Source organism: Microcoleus sp. Pol14D4 (assembly GCF_036701245.1).
In the GTDB taxonomy this organism is placed as follows: domain Bacteria; phylum Cyanobacteriota; class Cyanobacteriia; order Cyanobacteriales; family Microcoleaceae; genus Microcoleus.
Genome location: NZ_JAUBQM010000089.1, coordinates 1 through 25,844, shown reverse-complemented (window position 1 = coordinate 25,844; position 25,844 = coordinate 1). Strand labels below are relative to the sequence as shown.

Here is a 25,844-nt window from a genome sequence, read left to right as displayed (position 1 = left end):
TTGGGTCATTACTCAAAACAATTTGAAGGAATATAGCTTCAGCTTATCACCCTTCTCTCAAGAATGAAATAGCCCTGTGGGAGCAACAGTATGTATTATTGTTACATCATTCATCCCTTACTATGAACGCACTCAAGATTGGACAGCATTGGCATGGTGGATACATGACCACATTGATGCTTATGCAGCAATGACCTTTTTCCCAAAGTATGCAGCGTTCAACATTAGGTGGAGCGAGAATCCTAATGTTTCAAAAACCATTTCTAGCTACGTAAGAAACCCGCACACTGGTAAGAATAGCGGGTATCTGACAAAGAAGGGGATGGATAATTTCTTAGGTTTGCATGAGCAGTTTTACCAAGAATTTATCGATCGCTGACTAAACATCTTTTTGAACTTCTATGCGATAGTTGTAGCCCTGTTCGGTGAGGAAGAGTTGGCGGTGTCGCGCAAAATCTTCCTCGCAAGTTTGTAGCGATACTAATGTATAAAAACTCGCAGTATGTCCATCGGATTTTGGGCGGAGAATTCGTCCGAGGCGCTGCGCTTCTTCTTGGCGAGAACCATACTTTCCCGATACTTGAATCAACACATCGGCATCGGGTAAATCGACGGCAAAGTTGCCCACACGAGATAGAATTAATCCGGGAATCTCTTTGTGACGAAATGCTTCGTAAAGCCGATCGCGATCTGACTGTTTTGTCTTCCCCGTAATCAGAGGCAATTCGGTCATTTTGGCGATCGCATCCAACTGTTCGAGATACTCACCAATAATTAAAATACGGTGTCCCGCCTCCTTTTGCAACAAACTTTGTACCACATCCAACTTACCCGGATTTTCCGCAGCAATCCGAAACTGGCTGCGGCGGGGCGCTAGGGCATATTCCATTTTTTGGGCCTCATTTTGGGCGACGCGGATTTCCGTACAATTGGCAGTAGCAATAAATCCCTGTCCTTCCAATTCGCGCCAAGGTACGTCATAGCGCTTGGGCCCAATCAACGTGAATACATCGCCTTCTTTCCCGTCTTCGCGAATCAATGTCGCAGTTAAACCTAACCTGCGTCGTGCTTGTAATTCAGCGGTTATCCGAAATATCGGTGCAGGTAATAGATGGACTTCATCATAAATAATCAGTCCCCACGATTCCGCATTAAACAACTCGAAATGCGGGAATTCATCATCTTTATTCGATCGATAACTTAGCATTTGGTAAGTCGATAGAGTGACAGCAGCCGTCTGTTTGGTGACACTGCTGTACTCAGCGATCGCATCCTCAGTTAAACTCGTTTTGTCTAATATTTCCCTGCGCCACTGGTGCACCGAAGTCAAACTGCTGGTGAGGATGAGTGTCTTTTGCTTTACCAAACTCATCGCTAACATCCCGACTATGGTTTTACCAGCCCCGCACGGTAGGACGATCGTCCCGCTTCCACCTTTTACCTCCCCGTCCTGATAGAATGCCTCTGCTGCTTCTTGTTGATAAGCACGCAAGTTAAAGGGCAAGTCCGCTAAAGTACGATCGCGCAAAGAAATCCCTAATTCGGCACCCTCGACATATCCAGCCAAATCTTCTGCCGGATAGCCAACCGCTAGTAAAGCTTGCTTGAGTACGCCGCGATTCCCGGCATCGACTTGAAAGCAAAGATCCGAGATGCGCTTGCCCAACATTGGTTTGACGCGATCGTCCCGTACCAGCAATTCCGCTAGGGGCAAATCGGCAATTCGCAGTTGTAAATCGGGGCTAGCGACATCGATTCTTTCAATTACAGTTAATCCATACCGCGCCCCTAACAGTTCAATTTCCTGCGCTACGGAGTCAGGAATGGGATACTTGGCATACTTCCGCAAAGCTGCGATCGCCTCTTCAACTGGCATTCCCGCCGCCCGCGCATTCCACACGCTGAGGGGCGTGATGCGATAGGTGTGGATGTGTTCGGGACTTTTGATTAATTCGGCAAAGGGGGCGATCGCTTCTCGCGCCTGTTGTGCTGTGGGGGCGTGAACTTCTAGTAAGATCGATCGATCGCTTTGCACGATCAAAGCATTTTCAGGAACATAATTCATAGGTTGTTGCGATCGCAGATAAAAGGCAGATAAACGCAGATAATTTTAATTGGTTGTATAGCAATCCTTGCAGGAGTCGTAAATTTTTTACCCCACCCCAACCCTCCCCTTGGTAAGGGGAGGGAGTAAGAAACTCACAAATGATTTAGGATTGCTATAGATACTTGTAGCGGTGAAGGAGTCGGGCGATAATCTGAGTAATAATTTTCAGGATTTGTATCTGAATGCTGCACCCTGGCGCGAGTGCGATCGATACCACCGGACACTATCTTCCACCCATTTTAAACGAAATAAAAGTATTCTTGTTCCCCCCCCTTTGCAAGGGGGGGCTAGGGGGGGTCAAAGAGTGTTGCACGATTTTAGAGAAATGGTATTACTATTTATCCCGCTGGGGTAAGACGTAGCCGACTTGCCGCAGGGCGTTGCGAAATTTAGTTTCCTGGAATAATGGAACCGCCAAAGTGCTATCGCCCGCTAGCTGACAGAATTTTTTGGTACGGGAATCATTGGCAATCAACACAGCTAAATGGGCGTTTTTACATTCGATTAACTTGACAGTTCCTGCATCTTGCAAACTATTCGATCGTTCTGTAACATCCGTCAGAAATTGCTGTACAGTTTCGGGTAGCGGTTCGATACTTCTGGTCTCTAAAACTTCTTTAAATTCTGCTAGCGGGTATCCGGCTTCAATGGCGGTAAATAGCTTTTGTCGATCGAGTTGCCAGACGACATCTGAAACTTTTTTAGCATAGAGATCGAGGACGATCGCATCTGATGCCGCGATGCCTTCTCCTGCTACAACAATATCTAAATTGGGCAGTACGCGGAGTGTTTGACGAAACTCAATTGCTGGCGGGGTGTAATTGTCAGTCAATCCCAAACAGTAAGCCCCCAAAGCTGTCAGGCGAAAAGAGATTAAGCCGTCGTAGCGGCTGAGAAATCTCAAATCGTCCGTTCCCCAAAGATCGTCAAAATCGCTGGGTACGAGGGACGGATCGGCATAGGCAACATCAATTATTCCCAGGGTAGCAACATACTCAAACAACAGGCAGCGCATATATCTTTCTTGCAGGATATGCCAATCGTGACTGCCCGAATATCCTAAGTTACCATACCCAAATTCAGAAATGTAGAGATTGTCGGGATCGCGCGTTACTTCAAACCGATTGCCCGTTGCCAACATATACCTGCTAAATTCGCTAAACAGAACCCATTTACCGACAGGACATTCTGCTAGCCTTGAGGCGATCGCCTCTCTCCGCCCCGCCACCGCTGTCATGCCGCGCGCGCCCTTGCCAGTTTGTCCTTTAATCGCATCAATGCGGCGAAATTCATCAAAAGAGTTTGTTTTTAACCAGCGCTTCCATGCTGTCTGCAATCCTTTGGCAGGCGATTCTTGCAAAGCTTTCTGTCCCGCTTTGGTCAAAACTAGCTTTTTGCCCGATTGTTCGGCGAATTTGCTCGCTTGGGCGATCGCGGCCCAAGCAAAGGATTTGATGTTACCAACCTCGTAGAATATATCGCCCTTTTCCAAGGTAGCTTGGCGCTGTTCGTCGTTATAAAAATCACCCCCTTGCAATACGGCGGCGATCGCTTTCAGAGTTGTGGCACCAGGTAATGCAGTTTTCTCGCTAACGGCGACTTTGCCCGACTGAATCAGACGCAAAACTGCTTCCAAATCCTTTGGGGCTGCCCGTTCCATTTCACAAATAGTCAAAGGAAGTTCGTACTCGGATACCTCTCTTTTAGATGTACGAAAGTTATGTTTTTCTACACGAACTATAAAATTATCTGGCAGTACATCGCCAACTACATTTAAGGAATTTCCTTGAGGTTTTGGCACAAACTTCAGCAATTTTTCTTCCAGATCGTAGGGTATCGCAGTGCCGTAGAAGAACAAGCATAGTAGGGATGGTTCTCGGTTGTATCCATAGCGATCGCTTGTTCCCCAGTTTGGTTGTTGTCCGTATTTCGCCACAAATACATCGGCATCATAGCCACCACCTGACCCATGTATAACTTCCGCTACGGCCGCTTTTTGCAAATCGTCTAATTGCGCCCAAACTTGCTTGAGTTTTTCTCCCTGCATTTGCTGTTTAATCCCAGCAACCAGGTCAGCTTTGCGGGTTAATTTACGTGAAGCGAAGCTATCCCGCAGGGAATCGCCCGACAACAGTGCATACAGCTTTTTTAAATCTTCAACAACTATTCCTTCGAGTGCCTCTTGGAGGGTAGGAACATCATCTATGGTTTGGTAACGCGGCATAATTTTTGGCAATTCGCCTGCTGCAAAATTGTTTGTGCTACCAAATATAACAACTTTCCCCGATTTGTAATTTGAATTTTTGTTACAAAAATCCGAAGCATGGTTTAATATTTATTATTAAGCAGCAAAATCTTATCTAATAAAGTACAAAATTCGGCAAACCAAACAACTCGCAATTACACAACTACTCTTCCAAAATTTAGGGAAAAATTTTAATTTAAAATTTGAGTTTTGAGATTTAACTCGGAGTGTGAGATAATTATTTACAATCGCGACTTGTATTTTACTGAGTCCGCCGACGCGGTAAAACAGCAGTGACAGTCAGCAGCGTTTAAAAAAATCCCAATTCCCAATCATCACAAACAAAGCGATATGAGCGAGCACCCAACCATCAGCTACCGCACCGAAAGCGACTCGATGGGAGACAAACAAATCCCATCTAATGTCTACTACGGCATCCAAACTCTAAGGGCTATTGAAAATTTCCCGATTAGCGGAATTAAGCCTTTATCAACTTACGTTGATGCTTGTGTTTTAATTAAAAAAGCAACGGCGATCGCCAATGGCGAACTCGGCTGCATTCCCCAAGACATCAGTCAAGCCATTGTCCAAGCAGCAGATGAAATCCTAGCGGGCAAATTGCGCGATCAATTTGTAGTTGATGTCTACCAAGCCGGCGCCGGAACTTCTCACCACATGAATGTTAATGAAGTTCTTTCAAATCGCGCTTTGGAAATTATGGGTGATGAAAAAGGTAATTACAAGCGCGTTAGTCCTAACGATCATGTAAACTACGGTCAATCGACAAATGATGTGATTCCGACTGCGATTCGGATCGGCGGATTGTTGGCGTTAGAAAAAACTCTTTTTCCGGCTTTGGCGGATACCGTAATCGCCCTAGAAAACAAAGCCGAAGAATTCAAAGATATTGTTAAATCCGGCCGCACTCATATGCAAGATGCCGTACCGGTTCGACTCGGCGACACCTTCGGCGCTTGGGCGCAAATTCTCAGAGAACATACCTTGAGAATTGACAGGGCATCCGATGATTTGACATCTCTGGGATTGGGGGGAAGTGCGGCCGGAACAGGCTTAAATACTCACCCTGAATACTGTCAAAAAGTTGCTGAAATTCTCTCAGAATTAATCGACCAACCCCTGAAACCAGCAAGACATTTAATGGCAGCTATGCAGAGTATGGCGCCGTTTGTAAATGTGTCCGGTGCACTGCGAAATCTCGCTCAGGATTGCGTTAAAATCTCCCATGACTTGCGTTTAATGGACTCCGGGCCGAAAACGGGTTTGAAAGAAATTCAACTGCCTCCTGTGCAACCTGGTTCGTCTATTATGCCGGGAAAATACAACCCTGTGATGGCAGAAATGACATCGATGGTTTGTTTTCAAGTTATGGGTTACGATAGCGCGATCGCCCTGGCAGCCCAAGCAGGACAATTAGAATTGAACGTGATGATGCCCCTGATTGCCTACAATCTCATTCACAGCATCGAAATTTTGGGCAATACCATCAGCGCTTTGACTGCACAATGCCTCGCCAAAATTGAAGCTAAGGGCGATCGATGTCTCGCTTATGCTGAAGGTAGTCTCGCCCTCGTTACCGCCCTCAACACTCACATCGGCTATCTCAACGCCGCCGCCGTCGCCAAAGAATCTCTAGAAACAGGCAAATCTTTGCGGCAAATTGTGCTAGAACGGGGTTTAATGAGTGCAGAAGACTTGGCAAAAGTTCTAGATTTAGAGAAAATGAGTGCGATGCCAACATCTTCTGCTAACGTTTAGGCTCTCACAGGTATCAGCTAGAAACTAGAAGGCTGAACTCGATTTAATTGTGCCTTCTGCCTTCTAATTTCTGCCTAAGCCCTGTCACAGGTTAAAGTTAAACAATTCAGAATTCAATTTTTTTAGATTTAATTCTGATTTTTTTTATAGTCTAAAGTTTGGGGGCAAAATTTATGCGCGCAGGTTCTTTTGCAAAATTAACTCAAGATAAAGAGAACACAACTCAAGTGACATTTCATTATGTGGAAGGTCACGCAGAAACGTTTACTATTCCGATGCCTGCACAAGAATTCCAAGAGGAAGTGCTGACTTTGTTGAGTCAACCTTGGTTAACTTTCCATTTAGCCGATCAAACGGTTTTTATCTGCACAGCCAGGGTGGTAAAAGTAGAAGTAAAACCCGCGATTCCCGACCTGCAAGGCCAAGGAATATTCTCTAACGCGCTGCGAGTTAGTACCATGCAGCGGGCTGCTGTTGGTAGATTGCCGATGAATACTTAGGGTTCATTTGTATTGAGATTATTCTTTGTAACGCACGCGCAGAACACCCTGCTTAGGGTGTTCTGTGCCTGCGTTACATTGAGATTATTCCCGATCGATAACCAATTACCAATTAATTCATAATTATGTCTGCTGTTAGTTTAATTCGTGCCAATTCATACGATCGCCAAATCTTGCAAACCTCTTTAGAAAGTTTGCTGGCACCCTTGGGCGGAATTTCGGCTTTTGTCAAATCGGGCGATCGGGTTTTACTCAAACCCAATCTCCTCACCGGTTCTCGCCCTACAAAAGAATGTGTCACCCGCCCGGAATTGGTTTACTGCGTCGCTAAAATGGTGATTGAAGCGGGAGGAAAACCGTTTTTAGGCGATAGTCCGGCTTTTGGCAGCGCAATGGGTGTAGCCAAAGCCAACGGTTATTTGCCGCTGTTGGAAGAACTGAATTTGCCAGTAGTTGAGTTTCAAGGAAAACGCTACGAAACTGTCAGCGAAGATTTCAACCATCTGCGAATTTGCAAAGAAGCTATGGAAGCGGATGTAGTTATTAATTTGCCAAAGCTAAAATCTCACGTTCAATTAACCGTGACAATGGGCGTGAAAAATTTGTTCGGCTGCGTCCCCGGCAAAATGAAGGCTTGGTGGCACATGGAAGCTGGCAAAGATAGCGCCAGATTCGGTGAAATGCTGGTAGAAACCGCCCGGGCAATTAACCCAAATTTGACAATTTTGGATGGCATTATCGGTCACGAAGGTAACGGGCCAAGCGGCGGCGAACCTAAGTTTTTGGGAATTTTGGCTGCCTCTGATGATGTGTTTGCTTTGGACAGAACTTTAGTTGATATTATTAATGCCGATCCGGCGGCGGTTCCCACTGTAGCTGCGGCGATGAGATTGGGACTTTGCTCGAATTTAGAGGATCTTGATTTTCCGCTTTTGCAGCCGGAAACTCTCAAGGTTTTGGATTGGAAGTTGCCCGAAACCATGATGGCGATCGACTTCGGTATGCCCCGCGTGGTGAAGTCGGCTTTCAAACACCTTTATATCCGGTTTATTAAAGAAAAGTTCAGCATCAAGGCTTCGCATTAGCGAAGACAGAAGGGTAAAATTTCTTTTTTTTATTCCTTCTGCTTTCTAATAGTCCGGACAGTTTTCAATGACTAACGGTAGAATGAGGGTTTGGGCCTTCTCAGCGAGGTCAAACGGTAACGGTAGAATGAGGGTTTGGGCCTCTGTCTCAAAAACTGTCCGGAGTATTGCTTTCCATTGCTAATTGTAAAGAAATATTATTATTTTACAACATATCTATTTATGTAAAGTTTTAATAAATTTCTTATAAGTTTATGGTTTAAGTAGGTAAGCGGGATTAAACCGCATAATGTAACACTATGTAAACAGGTTTAAGTCAGCCAGTAAGTAGGTAGGCGGGACTAAACCGCATAATGTAACACTATGTAAACAGGCTTAAGTCAGCCAGTAGAGAGCATTTGGAGACTTTGCCTTCATTTACCTAGGGGCGTTTTTTCGCGCCGACTTACTTAAAGCATTTGCCTCGCCGTACTCGCAACTCGCGCTCATTCTTGCTAGCTAGAAGCAGTTAGATAATTTCATTTAAGTATAAACACTTGTAACAGCCCTTGTTTTAACCAAATTTACCCTATAATTGCGCTTTTCTTTATAATTGACCGCTCAATTATAAAGATTGAGTAAAGCTCGTAAAAGGTTATTGACAGTTATACGTAGATCGCAGATGATTGCGACATATCAAACAGACCTCACCTTAAATCATAAAGGTCTAATCCAGTTGCTGAATCAATCTTAAGTATTAGATATCTCCGAAACATAGTCTGAAATGCTTCGCCTATCAGGCGGGGAAATTTCCATTAGGTAGATGTCTGTTATATAGATCGATCGACAACCCTTGCCAAGTACAGCAAAGATTCACTACCGCATCAGTAAAAACTTAAAATCAGGAACTACCTCACCTATGCTTACTAACAACAATCTGACAATCGTACAACCACTAAAAGCCAAGTTTTTGCCAAACAGTGAAGTTTTACTAACCCGGAAGTTAATAGAAGCAGTTGGTGAGTTAGCCACCTATTGGTCTGGTTCAATTACTGTGATGATGGAAGAAACGAAAGAAGACAACGACCAGATGGATGCCAAAATATTCAAACTTGATGAATTGCCATTCAAACTGGAAATAATTTCTTTTGATAAAATTACCCCAGCTTTACTACATCAGCATCAGAGTGCGCTGGTATTGGCAGCCCCGGAATACAGACAGAACCATATCAGTAAAGTGTGTAAAATAGCGGGAGTACCGTGTATTTACGTTTCCGAATACAGTCTGAAAACTCGCAAACAGATCGTGAATGTAAGTACGAAAAATCCTCTGATCCGCTTGCGGAGAATGATCTGGACTTACAGCCAGGAATATAAGCAGCGCAAGGCGATCGCAATGGCAGAGGGATTGCAGTGCAACGGCACCCCTACATACCAAGAATACAAGCATCTCAATCGCAACCCACAGTTGTTCTTGGACACGCGGATTAGAGAGGATATGTTAGCAACAGAAGCTGACATTGAACGGCGCACTGAAAACCGCTCTCAAGATATGCCTCTCCGGCTAGTATTCTCCGGTCGCCTGATTAAGATGAAAGGAGCCGATCATTTACTTGAGGTCGCTAAAGAACTCAAACAACTGAAGGTGAAATTTGAAATGTTCATCAGTGGTGTTGGTGACTTAGAAGAGATGATGCACCAGCAAATAGCTGCAAATCAACTTAATGATTGCGTGAAAATGCTTGGAGTGCCTGACTTTAAAACAGATTTTTTCCCCTTTGTTAAGAACAATATTGATTTGTTTGTTTGCTGTCACCGACAGGGCGATCCTTCTTGTACTTACATAGAAACTATGGCTGCTGGCGTGCCGATTGTTGGGTATGCTAACGAAGCATTCCAGGGAATTGCAGAAATGTCGGAGGCAGGATGGGTTGTGCCAATGAATCAGCCTAAACAGATGGCGAAGAAAATTGCAGAACTTAGCCACAACCGGGAAGAAATTACATCGATGTCATTAAAGTCCCTGAAGTTTGCTCAACAGCACACATTTGAGAAGACTTTTCAAGCGCGCATAAAACATATGCAGGCTATTGCCTATTCAACGCTGCCTAATCAAGTCACCGAAAGTCAAGTAAGTGATGCTCCAGATATGGTTTTGGCGTACAGTCAACTGCCTTAAGAATCTTCTGCCTATGATTGAGACAGGCTTCATTAAGGTAGCCACGGAAATTGGAGGTATCGTAAACGCAATGTTTGAGGTGAGCGATCGCCATTAGAATTAGATGTTTTTTTCAAACTTAATAGCATCAAACTCGACTGGGCGATCGCACTTCTTCCATAGGTTTTCAAATCTCAACAGGCTACACATTTTCTGACCAACTACCAGATCCCATAGCAACCCTAAACCATTGAGCAACCAACTCATTTTCCTTTCCACGGGAACTGGCAAAAGTAATAGTGGTTTGAGTTGAAATCTTGTTAAATCAACGGCTTCATTATTTACGTATATGCACAACTGCTTTTATTAGTATCATAGCCTAGAGACCTACCATGTTGATAACTTAATATATCCTTGAATTAGTGCTTAATTATTGACAACATAAAAACTTACTCACACCCAGCTAGTAGAAGGTGTATTTTTTTATAAAAACTGATAGAGTTAAGTTAAATGCGTTAGCTTAAATTGGATGTTACCTGAAAACCCCACCTTAGCAATTTTATTCCTAAAACTTCATAAGTTTTAGGTATTCATCTGCTGTGTTTAGCATCCCCCAATTATCACTCACACATAATCTCCCGGATCGATATAACATAATTGGTTATTAGTAAGTCCATTACCTAAGTAAGGCCAACTAAAATGCAGCAAAATCAACAGTGCTTAAGCCCTACCCTCACCTGTCCGATATCGGGACAGAGTATGAAACCGTGGCTATTTATACCCGGTGATTGGCGCAGACCTAGAAATAAAGAGTCATTTCAATTGTACTGGTGCGAAAAGTCACAACTTGGATGCATTCATCCTCTACCCGAACTCAACAAAATCGCCAGCTTCTACGACATCGATGAGTATTATACTCATCATATAGACTTTACAGGCTTTGTATCTGCCTCTTCTATTTCTTTCTTCGATAAATTGCGTACCCATCTAGCTTGGCGTTTCGATCGCGGAGTAGATGTCACAAGTAAATGGTGGAAGCAACAGTTCGGGACTGCTTCCTCCTCGATCTTAGAAATTGGTTGCGCCAACGGACATCTGCTGCAAGAACTGCAAGCAGATGGTCACAAAGTCTGGGGCGTAGAACCCGATCGACAAGCTTTGGTTTTGGCCCAGCAGCAGCGAGGCCTTAATGTATTTTATGGTACTGCAGAATCTTTGCCCCCGGAAGTCCGGTCTAGACAGTACGACATAATTGTGATGAACCATGTACTCGAACATACCAGAGATCCTTTACTTGCACTCCGCAATGCCATGCAGTTACTCGTGGATGGTGGCAAATTGGTAATGGAAGTACCAAATAACTCTTGTATTGGGCTGAAATCATCAGGGATTACATGGATGCATCTAGATGTACCAAGGCATTTGTATTTCTTCACACCGCAGAGCTTTCGCGCTATCTGTGAAAAAGTAGGATTTGAGATAATTTCTACCCAATTTAATGGCTACTATCGCCAATTCGACAACACTTGGATCGATGATGAAAGAAAAATTTTCCGTCTGTTCGATTCAATGGCATCTCATCAGATAGTAAAGCCCAAAGAAAACAGTAAAGTCCAAGCTTGGAAGCTACTGCTGAAAACAATTTTTGCTGCTGATGAAAACAAGTACGATTCGATCCGGATTGTGGCCCAAAAACCATAGCTCGATCGAGGTAAGGGCAATAAATTTTTGGTTTGATTATCAAGTTTGGTTGCACACTCGCCATACTTTGGCTATCTCCTGAGATCGTCGCCCATGCCAGGAGTACAGTCACACCAAATGCGACTATTGACCCAGCAATCCACCTGACTCGATCGAGACTGACCCACCAACTTTGTTTGTAAGGTGTGCAGTCCGCAGCTTACTGCATAGATAATGCAAAAATTGCTTTCTGGCGTAATATTGTTTGCGGTTGCATCGGCATAATATATTTGGATCGTGTCAGTGGGATATCTTAAGCTCGCGATTTGGGTAGCGAGTTTAAGATATCCCACTATAATTCCGATGCCACCGGATTTGATATAAGTTTTCTTGAATATGCGATCGCAGTTGTACCTCAAAACGATTAGTTACGATGTGTTTGCTTTTTTCTTGTGAGCAACCATAATGCACAAGAAACTTTTAAATTTCAACCATATAATACTTCTTCTACAGGCGGCGTCGCGTCTGTGGGGTCGAACTTTTTGATTTTCAAAGCTTGTAGCAAAAACAACCAGATATAAAGCGGATTCAAAAAAACATACCGCTGCCAAAGGCGCCGAGGTTCTTTGATCATCCGAAACAGCCATTCCAAACCTATCTTAGATAAAAACTCAGGAGATTTAGCCAAATTACCCGCATGAAAATCGTAAGCAGCACCTACAGCAATCAGCGGCATTGATAAGTCATCCCGGTATTCGTAAGCCCAGACTTCTTGTCGCGGACACCCCAAACCGACAAAAGTAATTGCTGCACCGCTGTTGCGAATTTGCTGTGCAATTTCTTGCTTCTCTTGGGGCGAAACTTGCCTAAATTTAGAAGGCTGAGTTCCAGCAATAATTAACTTGGGAAAACGCTGGCAGAGATTGGAACATAAAGCCTCGAGTACAGAAGCTTGAGAGCCGTACAAATAGATAGGTAATCCTTCTTCTGCCGCACGTTCGCAGATTTGTAACATCGCATTCGGCCCGCAAACTCGATCGGGCAATTCCGTATGGTATAACCAATTTAACGCCCACCTGACCGGCTGTCCGTCTGGCAATACTAAGTCAATGTGATTAATCCGATAACGATGAGTGCTGTCGAGAACCCCAGTCATTACCCCGTGAACCGCGAGAGCAGAAACTGACATTGGTTTTCCGGCGCTGGCTGCCGCAATAATTTTGCTAACAGCCGCTTCATAATTAACGGCATTTACTAATATGCCGAGTACATTCTTTTTCCCTTTATCAATCATGGAACACCTCTTTAAGCCAACGCTCGCGGTTACAGCCATAAATCTCCCCTAAGATTTGTTTAACTTTGTATTCTTCAATCGTTTACCTAAATTCCCAGCACATTCTGTTTGCCCCGCTCAATCATTGGAATCCTCTTTCAGCCAACGCTCGCGGTTACATTCATAAATCTCCTGTAAGATTTGTTTAACGTCATATCTCATTTTCCAGTTGGGATAGTGACTGGAAAATTTTGAATTATCGCTAATCCACCAAATGTGATCGCCAATTCGATTCCCTTCAGCATAAGTCCAATTAAACTTGCGTTCCGCAATTGCCTCGCACATTTGGATAGCTTCTAACATCGAACAATTGCTGTACCTGCCTCCTCCTGTATTATAAACTTGGGCACTTCTGGGAGCTTTATAAAATTCATAAAATGCCGAAATTAAATCCGCGCTGTGAATGTTATCGCGAACTTGCTTGCCTTTGTAGCCAAACACAGTGTAAGGAGTTCCCGTGACAGCACACTTCATCAAGTATGCGAGGAAACCGTGCAATTGAGCTCCTGAGTGATTTGGACCCGTCAAACAGCCGCCGCGAAAACAAGCGGTGTTCATATTAAAATATCGACCGTATTCTTGAACTAAAACGTCAGCAGCTACCTTAGAAGCACCAAACAAACTGTGCAAGCACTGATCTATTGACATATCTTCCCGAATGCCGCCTTCGTAAGTATGCCCGGGTTCAATTTCCCACCTGTGTTCTAATTCAATTAAAGGCAAACTGTTAGGCGTATCGCCGTATACTTTGTTTGTAGAAGTGAAAATAAAAACAGCTTTGGGACAGTACAGACGAGTTACTTCTAGAAGATTGAGAGTGCCGTTGGCATTGACGGTAAAGTCTATTTTCGGAGCACGGGAAGCCCAATCATGGCTGGGCTGGGCTGCTGTGTGAATTACTAATTCGATTGACTCGCCGTACCGCTGAAAGATATTGGTAATCGCTTCATAGTCGCGAATGTCCACATCTAAGTGATAATACTTGGTACCCAAAGACTTTTCGAGAAGTTGGCGGTTCCAGTTTGTAGAACCATCAGCACCAAAAAAGAACTGGCGCATATTATTGTCGATTCCAACTATATCTAAGCCTTGTTTGGCAAAGAACTTACACGCCTCAGATCCAATTAAACCCGCCGAGCCAGTAATGATTGCAACGCCCACGTTTCACCGCCTGAAAAAATATAGTTTTCTTTGTTTTGCCCGATCGAACAAATCAGAAGTTATCCTGATTTTCCATCGAATACATCTTCGCACAATTGGGCGAAGAATAGACCTTTAACATCCCAATCATAGATTTCCCTGACGCGCGTTTGACCCGATCGACCCAAGCGCGATCGCAATTCACGATCTTTGGCTAAACACACTATAGCTTCTGCTAGACCCTGCACAGTGCGATCGGGATCGGTAGCAGCCACTTTAATTCCCGTTTGCTCCGTCACTTGAGTAGCAGGTCCGCCTAAATCCAAACAAATCGTCGGACGGCCAACACCCATCATTTCCGTACACACAAAACCTCCAGAGTCATGCAAACTCGGATGGAGGAGAACGTGAGACTCCCCCATTTTAGAAAGAGTTTCAGTGCGAGATAAAGTTCCCCAAAAAAATACTTTATTTGCCAGTCCCAATTCTCTTACCAAAGTTTCCAAGCGCTGCCTTTCCGGGCCGTCTCCGACAATCCAGTATTCCGATTGTTCCAGATTCGCCTCCGCAAATGCACGGAGTCCTAAGTGCACCCCTTTCCAGTGTAAGAGACGACCGACACTGATGAATCTAATTGGTTGCTCCGGCGGGGTAGGAAATTTCTCTAGTTCTTGAATTTCCTGCTGCGATAAACCAACTTGCGAGAAAATCTTCACGTTTTTTGCTTTGAGAAATCGCAGTCTGGCAGCGGTTTCTTCCGTAGTTGCCAGCGCCACAGCACTGCGACGCGCCGTCAGCCCCACAAACGGATCGCGTTCTCCTACGCTTTGAGCCAATGCCCGCAGCGTTTCGTAAATTTTGCCCCGGCGGCTAAAATCTTGCCAAAAAGCCTTTGGTGCTGCTTCTGCACCCCCCACAGGCCCCCAAATAAAAGGATGTGGCAACAGCGCCAAGAAACTGGGAGACCAATGTTTGACATAAGTTACGTGATGTACGATGTCAAAACCAATTTCGCGATCGAGCTTCCGAGCGATAAAATAAGCCCAGATTTGCCACAGATAGTAGTGAAGTTGGAGCAATCCTTGTTTCCCCTTCCAATCTTCGCTCCACCCAAAAGGATCGAAATAAACAAAGTGCAGGTTGGGCACTGGGTTGCGCTCTAGTTCGGCTTCAATGTACGATCGACAAAACGTTCGAGTAAATACCCAACTTTCGTGATGTTTAGCAGATTGGATAACAGTATTCCATCCTACTCCCTCTTCAGAGCCGAGATTCGGTTCGCAAGCAAACGCAGATAATAAAACTTTCATGGCTAAGTGGTAATTGCTAATTGGTAATTGGTAATTTTTCCCTCTTCCCTCTTCCATCCCTCCGTTAAATCATTTAAAAAATCCGTTGCCGAACTTCTTTCACCTATTGTCCATCAAAAAAGATGTAACTTCGACGTAAGCTTTAGCTGCTGTTTCTGGCGTTTTTTGAGAAATTATCTGTCGTGAACGCTCTCCCATCGACTCAATCAAATCAGGATTATCTAGAAAAGTTTGCATTTTATCCGCTAACTCTTGAGCACTGCTAGGATCGAAAATATAACCGTTATCGCCTGACATAATTAACTCATAGGAAGCTGCACCATTTGAACACAACACTGGTTTTCCGAACACCATCGCTTCCGGTACAACCATACCCCAGACATCCTCAAAAGTAGGAAACACAAAAATATCAGCTTGCTGAAAATAAGCACCCAAATTTCCGTATTCCACCCATCCAGCCCACGTTACTTGCTCTTCAAAACCGCGCTCTTTAATAAAAGCTTCTAGTTCTTCCCGCTGATCTCCCTTGCCAACAATCAACAGCGAATAATCAACATAACCTTGATTTTTAAGAATAGCGCAAGCTTCTAAAAGCGTTTTAATTCCCTTTCTCGCCGTGATCCGCCCTACATACAGAAAAATCGGGCGTTTTAACTGCACGTTCGGTGGCTGAGTTTGATCCAATCGTTTCAGCAAAGCTCGCGCATCAGGTACGAGATAGGTTCTAGTAAAAATTTTATCCTCCGGTACGTTGAGAACTTCCATCAGATATTTTTTACCCGCATTGCTATTGGCAACAAAAGCATCGGCAAACCGGACAAGGATGCGGCGCACAAATGTCCTAAAACTGGAATCTCGAAAGTCTGTATTTGGGGAACTACCATCGTAAATAATGGCAATTTTCCACCTTAGTAGCGGTTTTAAAAACGCAACAATTACAGTCCACAAAGAGAAAGCTTGGGGAAAGACCACATGAGGTCTAAATTTTAGCAAATAGCCGATAATACGAGGCGATACTACAATGAATCCGCGATCGTATCCTGTTTCTATTTTTTCCGTCTCGACAAATTTAGTCTCCCCTACCAACTGAATTGCCGATGCGCCCGGCAGGCTCGGATCGAACCCCGGCCAAACACGACCCGTATAAAATACAGTATGCTTAAAAATTTTCGTAAATTCCATCAAAACAGGCTGCCAGTAAGCTCCCAGTTCCACTTCCGGGACAAGCCAAGCAATGCGGATTTCATTTCTATCAACCATCCTATTCACCTTGAGTTTTGTTTTTAGCCAATCCCAGTTTACTCAACACTGAAAGCCAAACTAACCTGCGATAAGGTAGCAGCCAATAAATTGGCCACAACCACCCACCATGTCGCTGAGTAAATACTTTCCACTCTTGAGCCGGTTGCAGGGTCGTATCTTTGAACGATAAACCTTTCGGTTGGCTCATTTTATCCAATCCTTCGCTTAAATTATCAGCAGCCGTTTTGGTCACCTGGGGGTTGAGGGAACAAGTACCTAAATAGCCAGGAGCAATCCAAACTGTACATCCTTTCTGTCTGGCTCGTAAACCATAATCCCAATCGCCAATATAATGGACAAAAGCCGGATCGAGGTTGCCGACCATTTGCACAACATTGCGGGGAATTAATACGCAGTTGCCGTGCATAGTATCGCAGATCTGAGGCTCTTTTGTTGGTTCTAGGACGCCATAGCGGAAGGGGTGCAAAGGGTTATTTCGCACAACACCGCCGTATGTTGTTTTACCCGTTTCTGGGTCGCAGGTAGAGCCACCAACGATTGCTTTTGTTTCTCCTTTTTCTGATAATTTTTGAGTAGTTTTTAGCAAGATACTTACGGTTTCTGGATAAATAAGAGTGTCATCATTTAACCATAGGTAATAGTCGGGATCATCTTTCATGGCTTCGCTGAAAGCCCCACGCATTCCCCCGTTCCAAAATAGGTTCCCGTCGCCAGAAAAAATATTGACTTGAGGATAGATTTGACGAACTGCCTCGCTGGTGCCGTCGGTACTGGCATCATCGACTAAATAGGCTAAAATATCAACATCCGCTGGAAGTGCCTGCTTAAAAAGAGCATCTAAGCAAGCTAATGTTTTCTCTTTGCGGTTGAAGCACGTTAAAAGGGCGGCGATTTTAGTACGGTTCATTGTTCCCAGTTGTGCGGCTTATAGCGATATGCAAGGTAAAATTTACCAAATAAAATCAGATTTTTATCTTGACTTGGGAGTTGACAGAACCTCCTTAAAAACAGACAAATAGCGATTTGCTTGTATCTCCAAGGTGAATTCTTGTTCCACTTTCTGGCGGGCGCGAATACAAAGTTTTTGATGCCGATTGGGATCTTCTAAAACCCAAGCAATTCCTCGCGCTAAGTCTTCTGTTTCATAAGGTTTAGCTAAATAGCCATTTGAGCAGTGTTCGATCATATCGGGCAGTCCCCCAATATTAAATGCGGCGCTGGGGATGCCGCAAGCAAGGGCTTCCATGACTGTATTTGGCAAGTTATCTATCACGGAAGGGGCGACAAAAATATCGGCTGCTGCATAAACAGTGGCTAGGGAAATATCATCTGCGAGTCTCCCCAAATAGTGAGTTTTAAAACCAAGTTCAATGGGATTTTCTGGTTCAGAAGAGCCAAAAACCAACAACTCTATCCTATCTTTCCAGCCTGATTTACTGAGGCTTTGTAAAGCGGGTACGAGCAAGTTAAATCCTTTCCAGCGATCGCCAGTTCCACCTGCACCTCCAAAGAGTACAATTTGTTTATCTTGAGGCAAATTCAGGATTTCTCGCGCCCAGTGACGATTTATGGGTTTGTACTTTTGAGGATTGATGCCATTAGGAATTATTTCAACTCGAAAATCTTTGAATAGAGAACTAGAATGAGCACATTTCGCTAACCAAATACTAGGACTAACCAAAGTTAGGTTAAGCTTATCCCAAGCTTTAGCTTTCCGCTGCCACACCCACCGCGACAGATCCGAATCTTTCTTACTCTGAAGTTGGGGACAGCTACCACAAGATTGAGTGTAGCGATTGCAATCTTCACTGTAGTGACAGCCACCTGTAAAAGGCCACATATCATGCAGCGTCCAAACTAAGGGCTGCTTAAACTTGGGAATACTTTCTACTTGTAAATAACCCCCACAAACCCAGTGTAAATTAATAATATCAGGAGCGAGTACCCCTAGTCGATCTGATAGAGCATCTGGCAGCAATTCTGTAGAAAATATAACGGGGTTTCTCTGAGGGTAGAGTCGCAATGGTGCATTAGATAAAGTTGATATCATCTTGTCAAACTTAGCCCCAATACTATTTGGTGACGAAATGACATTGTGATCCCCACTACTCTTATTTTTTACCAGCATTTGCGAAGACACACCAATCCCCTGGAAACCTTGGTGCAGCCGATAAGCGGCGCGGGCAGCCCCCCCTTCACTATCAGAACTATTGAGAAGTACAACCTTCATTTCTCCTGCCTCTCCTCTAGATTTATAGGTGACTTGATCGGAATTGTTTCAAAAGTTTATCTCCTTTTTTTTGCACTTTTTTAACAACTGCGGATCGTAATCCAATAATTTTTTTTGTGTAAAATTATCTGCTTGCGTATCCCTAATTGCAAAAGGCGGGTGTTTCATCGGAAATGTTATAGATTCTACAGGCATATTACTATAACGACTGTCGACATCCTCCGTATTAGTTCCCCCTACACCATGTCCGATATTAGACGGTAAATTAACATTCGCAAGAATATTCATACCATTTTGAATAAAGTTAGCAAATGTCCACTGACAAGCCCAACTCTGTAATTTGTTTTCATAACAAAGCTGAAAAATATTTTCCCAACTTTTACAGCATTGGAGTCTCCCAGTACATCCATCAAAAAATTACCATCCCGAATTTCCGGTCATAACTTCATATCTAAATCATAATGCTGCCAAGCTCGCCTCCAACTCGCCCAAATCCAGCAGTAATTATAGCGAGAAAAGTAGTAACTATAATCAGTTCTTTTTCGCCAAAACTGAACATTTTGACCAGAGATTGACAGAATCCGCTGAGCGTCTCGGTAACGCTCCAGCAATTCTTCAGCGAAGGGGAAAAAAGTAGGAGGAGGGATAAGTCATCCTCAAGAATAATTGCCTCTTCAACTCGATCAAACACCCAATTCATACCGCTAGAAACCCGCAGGCGACAACCGAGATTTACGTATGCGTCGTAATTATTCAAAACTTCGCAGTCCCAATCTACTTGGTCAATAATAGCTCTAGCGACAGCACATTTTTGATCTTCTCCAGGCCTATCTGGACATGGGCCGTCAGCAATTACTAGCAATTTGGGAGGTTTTGCCTGACGAATTGCCTCAAATACTCTAGCCGTTGTATCTAGACGTTTGAAGATGATAAAAGCGATGGGTGTTTGGATTTGGTAATTGAACATTTCTTCGACTCTACTTTTCCTAGTAGTCTTCTACATCTGAATTAACCAGATCAGCAGTCATCTGTGATTTAAAATTAAACCACTTCTGAAGCATTACAGCCGCTATGAATGCCAGTGTATCATTGCTAGTCTGATAAGGCAAAAATCTATAGCGAAAACTAGCCATTCTCGGGTCACCTTCTTGGTATAAAATATCTTGGGCAAAGTTCCCCCAACGCTCATCAATCAAATCAATTGTCATACCAGCATGAGCAGAAGGTAGCAACATATTAGAGCCGTGAAGACCAATTACTAAGCGGCTGTGTGAATAAACACGGCATATTTCCTTTTCAACTTTTTCATTAAAACTATCAACTCTGTAATCTTCAATCCATTCTGGGAAATTAGTTTTTGTCCCCAAACCAGCTACTGCAAATTTTGCTTCTGGTACTTGCAACCTGATTTTCTCAAATAACTGCTGAATTTTAAAATTTTGCAATGGCAATGCCCTTTCTCGTTGATTTAGCTTTTTCAGAACTCGGAACAGCCCACTGTTAACTAATAAACGATCTTCCCGCCAAATAAAAGTAATTCTTGTTTCTGGTTCATTAAATTTGTGTTTGGGGACTCTAGTAAACCGCGTGATGTCAAACTGACTAGGATGAGAATGGGCTTCACTGACATAAATTTCATCAAAGCGTTTAGTTTCTTCCTCAACAAACTCGGCGAAGCTAGGATAGTAAGTTTGACCATTTTTTAAAGAAATAGGTACTGTCCAGACTTCTGCAACTTCATCAGGAACCATCCACCTTAGAAACTTAGGAACTATCACAACTAACCCGCAGTCAGAGTTGCATTCTAAGTGCCTTTGTGCATTTAGCAACTTGAGCAGAGAGTGACCGTAAAGATGATCGATACAGTTTAAGATAATTGCCCGATTGCAGGGTTTAAAAATTTCCTTGACTATCTCAAGTTTATCTGATTGAGGATTTTGGAGTGAATTGAGTAATGGTTTGCCTAACCATTCTTTTCTGTAAGGAACCGCCGCAAAAATTTCTTTTTTGATTAAATTAACTTGAAGGTAGTTGTTCACTCCATGACCTACTCTCAACTCGTCGATTATTTCGCTGCCACATCCCCCGCACTTACAGTCCAGAAGAATATGTATCCCTTGCCACAAAATATTTTTGGGATTGAGTTGCGTCCCGCAATAGGGGCAATTGGAGCGCTGTTCGATTTTAGGTTTAATTTGAATCACTTTACTAATCCTCTGATTCTACAAGCTGCCTTGTATAAGTTAAGGGATCGCCAGATGAAATTTGCGAAGGGGCGCAATTCCTTAATCAGGAAATTGACTAATATAATCACGTAAAAATAAGTTATCAGAGTAGCCATTGTTGCTCCAAAAGCTCCATACTTTGGAATCAGCAAAAAGTTCAACGCTACATTAAAAATAGAGCCGACTACAGTCAAGTAAAGACCGTAGCGCAACTGAGCTTCTATGTTCAAATATGTACTCCGTGCTACTCCAAAGTTACTGCCAAATTGGGCCCAAACATATAGTGAGAGTACCGCTGCTGACTTCGCATAGTTTTCACCGTAAAGCAGATGCACTATCCATGGAGAAAGTAATGATATCGGTATGGCAACTCCCAACCATAAAAATATCATAATATCCGAGTAAATTTGAAATTTATTTAGATATTCTTCATAATTTGTCTTTCTCAAATTCGCTAGTTTGGGAAAAATAGAGCTTGATAAAATCATCGGCAAGAAATCGCAGATTTCAGAAATTTTAACAGCGGCAGCATAATAGCCCAGTTCAGCATTTTTATTCATCGCACCGAGCATGATCTGATCGGTTTTTGAGTACAGATAAATTGCCAATCCCGATAAAATTATCGGCCAACTCTCTGATAGCAGTTCCTTACACCGATCCCAACTGAATTGCCAATCTTTAATTTTATTGCCAGTAAGCTTATAAAAATATACATAAGCCATTCCTACCAATGCTACCTCTGCCAATCGAACCCAGGCGAAGGCAAGCAGGGGGGCTTTAATTGTCACTAACCCAATTCTGACAGCAGCAACTAAAAAACATACCGAATTTTTAGCCAACACTGTATATTTAGACTGGATTTGGGACTGAAACCAAAAATTGATAGCCTCAAAAGCATTAAATATAGTTCCTGCTGCGATGATACCTACCAGCCACCGAGTCAGAGTGTCGTTGGGCTTGAGTAGCGCAATCACGGTGACAGTTAACATCAAAGTGATGCAACCACCAGTAAATTGCAGTCCGAAGGCAGTTCCCAGGGTTTCATTTTTGCATTCTGGGTCGCGAGCGATATTCCTCACTACCAGAGTACCCAAGCCCATAGTTGCTACCGAACTAAACAGCGACACAAAGGCGATCGCGTAGTTGAGCAATCCAAATTGTGTGGGACCAAGATAGCGAGCCACCCAAAGGCCTACAACCAGACCTAGACCCATCTGCAAGATTTGGTCAGTGAACAGCCAAGCTATGTTGCTGAGTACCTGGCGCAGACCCGGACCAAGCTTTTGACCTATACCACCCAACTTGTCTAACATCGGCAATTTAAAAATTTTACCAAAAAATAATACATTTTTTGAACTTTTTGCAATCTAGCCAAAGTAGTAATGATTTATAGTATATCATAAAGATTAGCACTTATGCAGGATTTATACCAATCACCCTAACTACAACTTTTACCACTATGTATTCTAAAATTTCAAATACCCTACGATTCGTTTAACCTAAATGAGTATTATTACTCGCTTAGGTTAGCTCATTTGCTAGAACAACTGATGAGATTTATAGGTGGAGTTTAACCTAACTCCTATCCCTACAAATCCAAAGGTGAAAGTATAATCCCTAGTTTACTGGGTATGATCCACTATGCTAAAGCAGGATTAAAAGGCAGAATAGAACTACTGAGAGCCAAACTTGGTAAATGTTGAGCAAGCAGTCTAGGCGTAGTGGAAACAAAAAGGATGATAAGTTGGAGTTTAATATATGAAAACACCTGTGGCTTTTTTTGGATTTAATCGCCCTCATACAACAGAGAGGGTATTTGCAGCGATTCGGGAAGTTAAACCGCCCAAACTTCTACTTGTGGTTGATGGACCACGCTCTGATAAGCCAGAGGAAGCTGAAAAATGTGCTGAGGTAAGGGCCATAATTGAAAAAGTGGACTGGGATTGTCAAGTTTATAAAAATTATGCTGAGGCTAATATGGGCTGTAAGCAAAGGGTAGCTAGTGGGTTAGATTGGGTATTTAATACAGTAGAAGAAGCAATTATTGTCGAAGATGATTGCTTGCCCAATCCATCTTTTTTTCACTTTTGTGAAGAAATGCTGGATTTATATAGAAATGAACCCAGGGTAATGATGATTAGTGGGACTAATTATTTGGAGGAATGGAAATCCGATAGGCAAAGTTATCATTTTTCTTATTATGGAGGTATTTGGGGCTGGGCTTCTTGGCAGAGGGCATGGCAATTTTATGATATTAATATGCAGGCTTGGATCAATCCTGACGTGAAAGCAAAAATTAAAGCTATACTGGCTGATGAGGCTCAGTATAAAATTAGAGCGCGGGATTTGGAAAATACTTTTCAGGGTAAGGTAGATACGTGGGATTTTCAATGGAGTTTTGCTCGCTTGGCTCAAGGGGGCTTGTCGATCGTGCCTTGTGTCAATTTGGTGGCTAATTTAGGTTTTGGGTTAGCAGCTACTCATACTGGAACTCTCAATAAGGAAATAGCAGAAATGAAACAATTAGATTTAAGGTTTCCTCTTGAAATCAATGATAATCTGATGGCCGATCGAGAGTACGATAGATTAATGTTTAAAAAACTATTTATCAGCCATGAGAGTTTGATTGATAAGGTGATAAAACACTTAAAAAAAATTCCCGATAAACTTTGGTTAAAATGATTTTGGCGAATCCTAATGAAATGATACGAAATATCACTGTCAACTTACTCTACTTAATAAAAAATAGGCTATGAAAACTATCTCAATCTTGGATACCTCAATCTGTAGCTCTAATTTAGGAGACCAGATCATTATGGATGCAGTGAATAGCATTTTATATGAGATGTTTCCCGATCGACTATTTATTAATTTTCCTACCCATGATGTCATATCGAGCGATTCTTACCGCTTGATGAGAAAAAGCAGTTTAATTTTTATCGGTGGTACTAATTTATTGTCTTCTAACATGAACTCCTATAATCAATGGAAGGTCAATTTAATGGACTCTCTATTTATTACAGATATTACCCTAATGGGTGTGGGATGGTGGCAATACCAAAATCAGCCTAATTTATATACCAAAATTTTGTATAAACGGCTATTAAATAAAGAATATCTGCACTCAGTGAGAGACAGTTACACAGAAAAACAGCTAAAAGCGATCGGGATTAATAATGTAATTAATACTGCTTGTCCTACTATGTGGAAATTAACAGAGGAACATTGTGTCCAAATTCCTCAAGGTAAAGCAGAGTCAGTATTAGTTACTTTTACTGAGTATAATCAAAATCCTAGTTTTGATAAGCAGTTAGTGGAATTACTGAAACAGGAATATAAGTTAATTTATTACTGGACGCAACAGCCCAAAGATTATCAGTACATGAAAGATATATGTGGCGAGCGAGCGATTTATCTTAATCCTAGCTTATCAGCTTTAGATAGCGCTTTGTCTCAGTATCCCGTTGATTATGTAGGGACACGATTACACGCTGGGATTAGAGCTTTACAATATAAAAGGAGAACTTTAATTCTGTCAGTTGATAATCGCGCTAAAGAAATTTCTAAAGATACTAATTTGCCAGTCGTACAAAGAGATGATTTAAACAGTGTGGCTAATTGGATTAATACTAAAGAAGAAACTTTACTAAAAATTCCTTTAACAGCCATTAATGAGTGGAAAAAGCAATTTTTAGCGACTGTCAATAATTCTTAGCTAACCTCTTACGCATTTAAACTGTATGTTATAGCAAGCGAGGACGCTTACACTGCAAGGATTTCACGGTTACCCAATAACCTATTTAGATGCTTAATTAAGGCTTGCTGAAAAAGTGACCCAAGAGGAACACAAGGATGAATGAGGTAATGAAGTAACAATGATTAATAAGCTTTTTTATCCCTCATTAACCCAGCGATTATTTTTCTTAATCATCCCAGCCCCAAAAGTTATGTTTGGGAAAAAGTGGACAAAAAACTCCCAAAAAATCTTTCTCAGTATCCGAGACAGATTCATCACTAAAAAGTGATGGATATGACAGTTTGAGCTGTATCTGCTAGTTTAGCCATGACTCGACCGATACTAAATCTCCGTTTCCCTTCTCTAAATTTACCCTCAATCGCATTCCTAATTTTCTCATTTTCTGAGGCTTGCTTTTGCACTTCTTTGCTCACATTTAATGGTGGTCTTCCTAACAGCGGGCCACTGGTTCTGATTCCTCTTTCTTTGCACCAAGCTCGGTTCTCTCTGGTTCGATAAATCTTGTCTACATGAACCGATTCGGCATAAAATTCTGTGAATTCTTTGTAAGCTTCTACTTGGGGCTTGCTGGATAAGTGCAGAAAGGTTACACGGCCAGGTTATGCGATCGCGCGATCGAGAAAAGTGTGCAAGATAAACAGGTAAAATAGTACAAAACCTTTGCATTACCCAGTACGCTCGCGTACATAAAAGCTGAGCTTGCTCCCCCCTCACGCTCCGACTTTGAACTCCCCTCATGTGGAAGGTTGTCACCAGATAACCGTTGGGTAAAAATGGCCGAACTCATCCCGCGGTCAGAATTTGAAGCAGAATATGCTAAAAACTTCCCCACAGAAATGGGGGCACCAGCCAAATCGTTTAGGATGGCATTGGGGGCATTAATCATCAAAGACAAATTAGGAATTAGCGATCGCGAAACGGTAGAACAGACCCTGGAAAACCCCTATCTACAATACTTCATCGGTCAATCAAGCAGAGCTGGCGTTGCTGAATTAGGGTATGATACGAGCAAAAATACGGGAGGGGAGTCGAAAATGATTTCCAGGATTTTGATGG

Annotated in this window: 20 protein-coding genes and 1 pseudogene; 9 read left to right on the top strand and 12 right to left on the bottom strand. The window is 42.8% G+C overall.

Going from position 1 to position 25,844, the window contains the following annotated elements:
• Positions 1-76 precede the first annotated feature (76 nt).
• On the top strand, positions 77-379 hold the full coding sequence (locus QUA33_RS23980) for a hypothetical protein (protein WP_333151770.1): 303 nt from the start codon (positions 77-79) through the stop codon (positions 377-379).
• On the opposite strand, the gene QUA33_RS23975 is transcribed toward QUA33_RS23980, so the two are convergent.
• Positions 380-2,065, bottom strand: a complete 1,686-nt coding sequence (locus tag QUA33_RS23975; RefSeq protein ID WP_333151768.1) for a DNA repair helicase XPB — start codon at positions 2,063-2,065, stop codon at positions 380-382.
• Between the two features lie 376 nt (positions 2,066-2,441).
• A complete protein-coding gene (locus QUA33_RS23970; RefSeq protein ID WP_333151766.1) occupies positions 2,442-4,331 on the bottom strand; it encodes a hypothetical protein in 1,890 nt (629 codons plus the stop codon).
• Between the two features lie 372 nt (positions 4,332-4,703).
• Between QUA33_RS23970 and QUA33_RS23965 the strand changes: the two genes are divergently transcribed.
• From QUA33_RS23965 to QUA33_RS23945, 5 genes are all read left to right on the top strand, one after another.
• Complete coding sequence (locus tag QUA33_RS23965; RefSeq protein ID WP_333151764.1) at positions 4,704-6,128, top strand: aspartate ammonia-lyase; 1,425 nt, start codon at positions 4,704-4,706, stop codon at positions 6,126-6,128.
• Positions 6,129-6,301: 173 nt separating this feature from the next.
• On the top strand, positions 6,302-6,628 hold the full coding sequence (locus tag QUA33_RS23960; RefSeq protein ID WP_333097628.1) for a hypothetical protein: 327 nt from the start codon (positions 6,302-6,304) through the stop codon (positions 6,626-6,628).
• A 125-nt stretch (positions 6,629-6,753) separates the two neighbouring features.
• Positions 6,754-7,713 (top strand): DUF362 domain-containing protein, encoded by a 960-nt coding sequence (locus QUA33_RS23955; RefSeq protein ID WP_333151763.1) that lies wholly within the window; start codon positions 6,754-6,756, stop codon positions 7,711-7,713.
• Positions 7,714-8,611: 898 nt separating this feature from the next.
• Positions 8,612-9,871: a glycosyltransferase gene (locus tag QUA33_RS23950; RefSeq protein ID WP_333151761.1), complete on the top strand. Its 1,260-nt coding sequence runs from the start codon at positions 8,612-8,614 to the stop codon at positions 9,869-9,871.
• Between the two features lie 738 nt (positions 9,872-10,609).
• Positions 10,610-11,551 (top strand): class I SAM-dependent methyltransferase, encoded by a 942-nt coding sequence (locus QUA33_RS23945; protein WP_333151760.1) that lies wholly within the window; start codon positions 10,610-10,612, stop codon positions 11,549-11,551.
• Between the two features lie 466 nt (positions 11,552-12,017).
• Here the strand turns inward: QUA33_RS23945 and QUA33_RS23940 are convergent, their stop codons facing one another.
• From QUA33_RS23940 to QUA33_RS23900, 9 genes are all read right to left on the bottom strand, one after another.
• Positions 12,018-12,863, bottom strand: coding sequence for a WecB/TagA/CpsF family glycosyltransferase (locus QUA33_RS23940; protein ID WP_333097635.1), 846 nt, complete (start codon positions 12,861-12,863; stop codon positions 12,018-12,020).
• 78 nt (positions 12,864-12,941) lie between these two features.
• Positions 12,942-14,024 carry an NAD-dependent epimerase/dehydratase family protein gene (locus QUA33_RS23935; RefSeq protein ID WP_333097636.1) on the bottom strand — a complete coding sequence of 361 codons (1,083 nt, stop codon included), beginning with the start codon at positions 14,022-14,024 and terminating at the stop codon, positions 12,942-12,944.
• Positions 14,025-14,083: 59 nt separating this feature from the next.
• Complete coding sequence (locus tag QUA33_RS23930; RefSeq protein ID WP_333151758.1) at positions 14,084-15,313, bottom strand: glycosyltransferase; 1,230 nt, start codon at positions 15,311-15,313, stop codon at positions 14,084-14,086.
• 99 nt (positions 15,314-15,412) lie between these two features.
• Positions 15,413-16,573: a glycosyltransferase family 4 protein gene (locus QUA33_RS23925; RefSeq protein WP_333151756.1), complete on the bottom strand. Its 1,161-nt coding sequence runs from the start codon at positions 16,571-16,573 to the stop codon at positions 15,413-15,415.
• Position 16,574: 1 nt separating this feature from the next.
• Positions 16,575-17,483 carry a glycosyltransferase family 2 protein gene (locus QUA33_RS23920; RefSeq protein WP_333151754.1) on the bottom strand — a complete coding sequence of 303 codons (909 nt, stop codon included), beginning with the start codon at positions 17,481-17,483 and terminating at the stop codon, positions 16,575-16,577.
• Between the two features lie 63 nt (positions 17,484-17,546).
• Positions 17,547-18,806 carry a glycosyltransferase family 4 protein gene (locus QUA33_RS23915; RefSeq protein WP_333151752.1) on the bottom strand — a complete coding sequence of 420 codons (1,260 nt, stop codon included), beginning with the start codon at positions 18,804-18,806 and terminating at the stop codon, positions 17,547-17,549.
• A gap of 451 nt (positions 18,807-19,257) precedes the next feature.
• The gene (locus QUA33_RS23910; RefSeq protein WP_333151750.1) at positions 19,258-19,773 is read right to left on the bottom strand and encodes a hypothetical protein; all 516 of its coding nucleotides are present in this window, start codon (positions 19,771-19,773) and stop codon (positions 19,258-19,260) included.
• A gap of 19 nt (positions 19,774-19,792) precedes the next feature.
• Entirely contained in the window at positions 19,793-21,010 is a 1,218-nt protein-coding gene (locus QUA33_RS23905) for a hypothetical protein (protein WP_333151748.1), read from the bottom strand.
• On the bottom strand, positions 21,007-22,344 hold the full coding sequence (locus QUA33_RS23900; protein WP_333151746.1) for a flippase: 1,338 nt from the start codon (positions 22,342-22,344) through the stop codon (positions 21,007-21,009). The genes QUA33_RS23905 and QUA33_RS23900 overlap by 4 nt, the downstream gene beginning before the upstream one ends.
• 445 nt (positions 22,345-22,789) lie before the next feature.
• On the opposite strand from QUA33_RS23900, the gene QUA33_RS23895 reads away from it, so the two are divergent.
• Positions 22,790-23,713, top strand: a complete 924-nt coding sequence (locus QUA33_RS23895; protein ID WP_333151744.1) for a glycosyltransferase family 2 protein — start codon at positions 22,790-22,792, stop codon at positions 23,711-23,713.
• A gap of 70 nt (positions 23,714-23,783) precedes the next feature.
• Positions 23,784-24,746: a polysaccharide pyruvyl transferase family protein gene (locus QUA33_RS23890; RefSeq protein WP_333151743.1), complete on the top strand. Its 963-nt coding sequence runs from the start codon at positions 23,784-23,786 to the stop codon at positions 24,744-24,746.
• Positions 24,747-24,923: 177 nt separating this feature from the next.
• On the opposite strand, the pseudogene QUA33_RS23885 reads toward QUA33_RS23890, so the two are convergent.
• Positions 24,924-25,354: pseudogene (locus QUA33_RS23885) on the bottom strand (transposase); the annotation flags it as partial.
• Between the two features lie 120 nt (positions 25,355-25,474).
• On the opposite strand from QUA33_RS23885, the gene QUA33_RS23880 reads away from it, so the two are divergent.
• Positions 25,475-25,844 (top strand): transposase (locus tag QUA33_RS23880; RefSeq protein ID WP_333151771.1); only part of this gene is annotated, 370 nt, incomplete at its 3' end.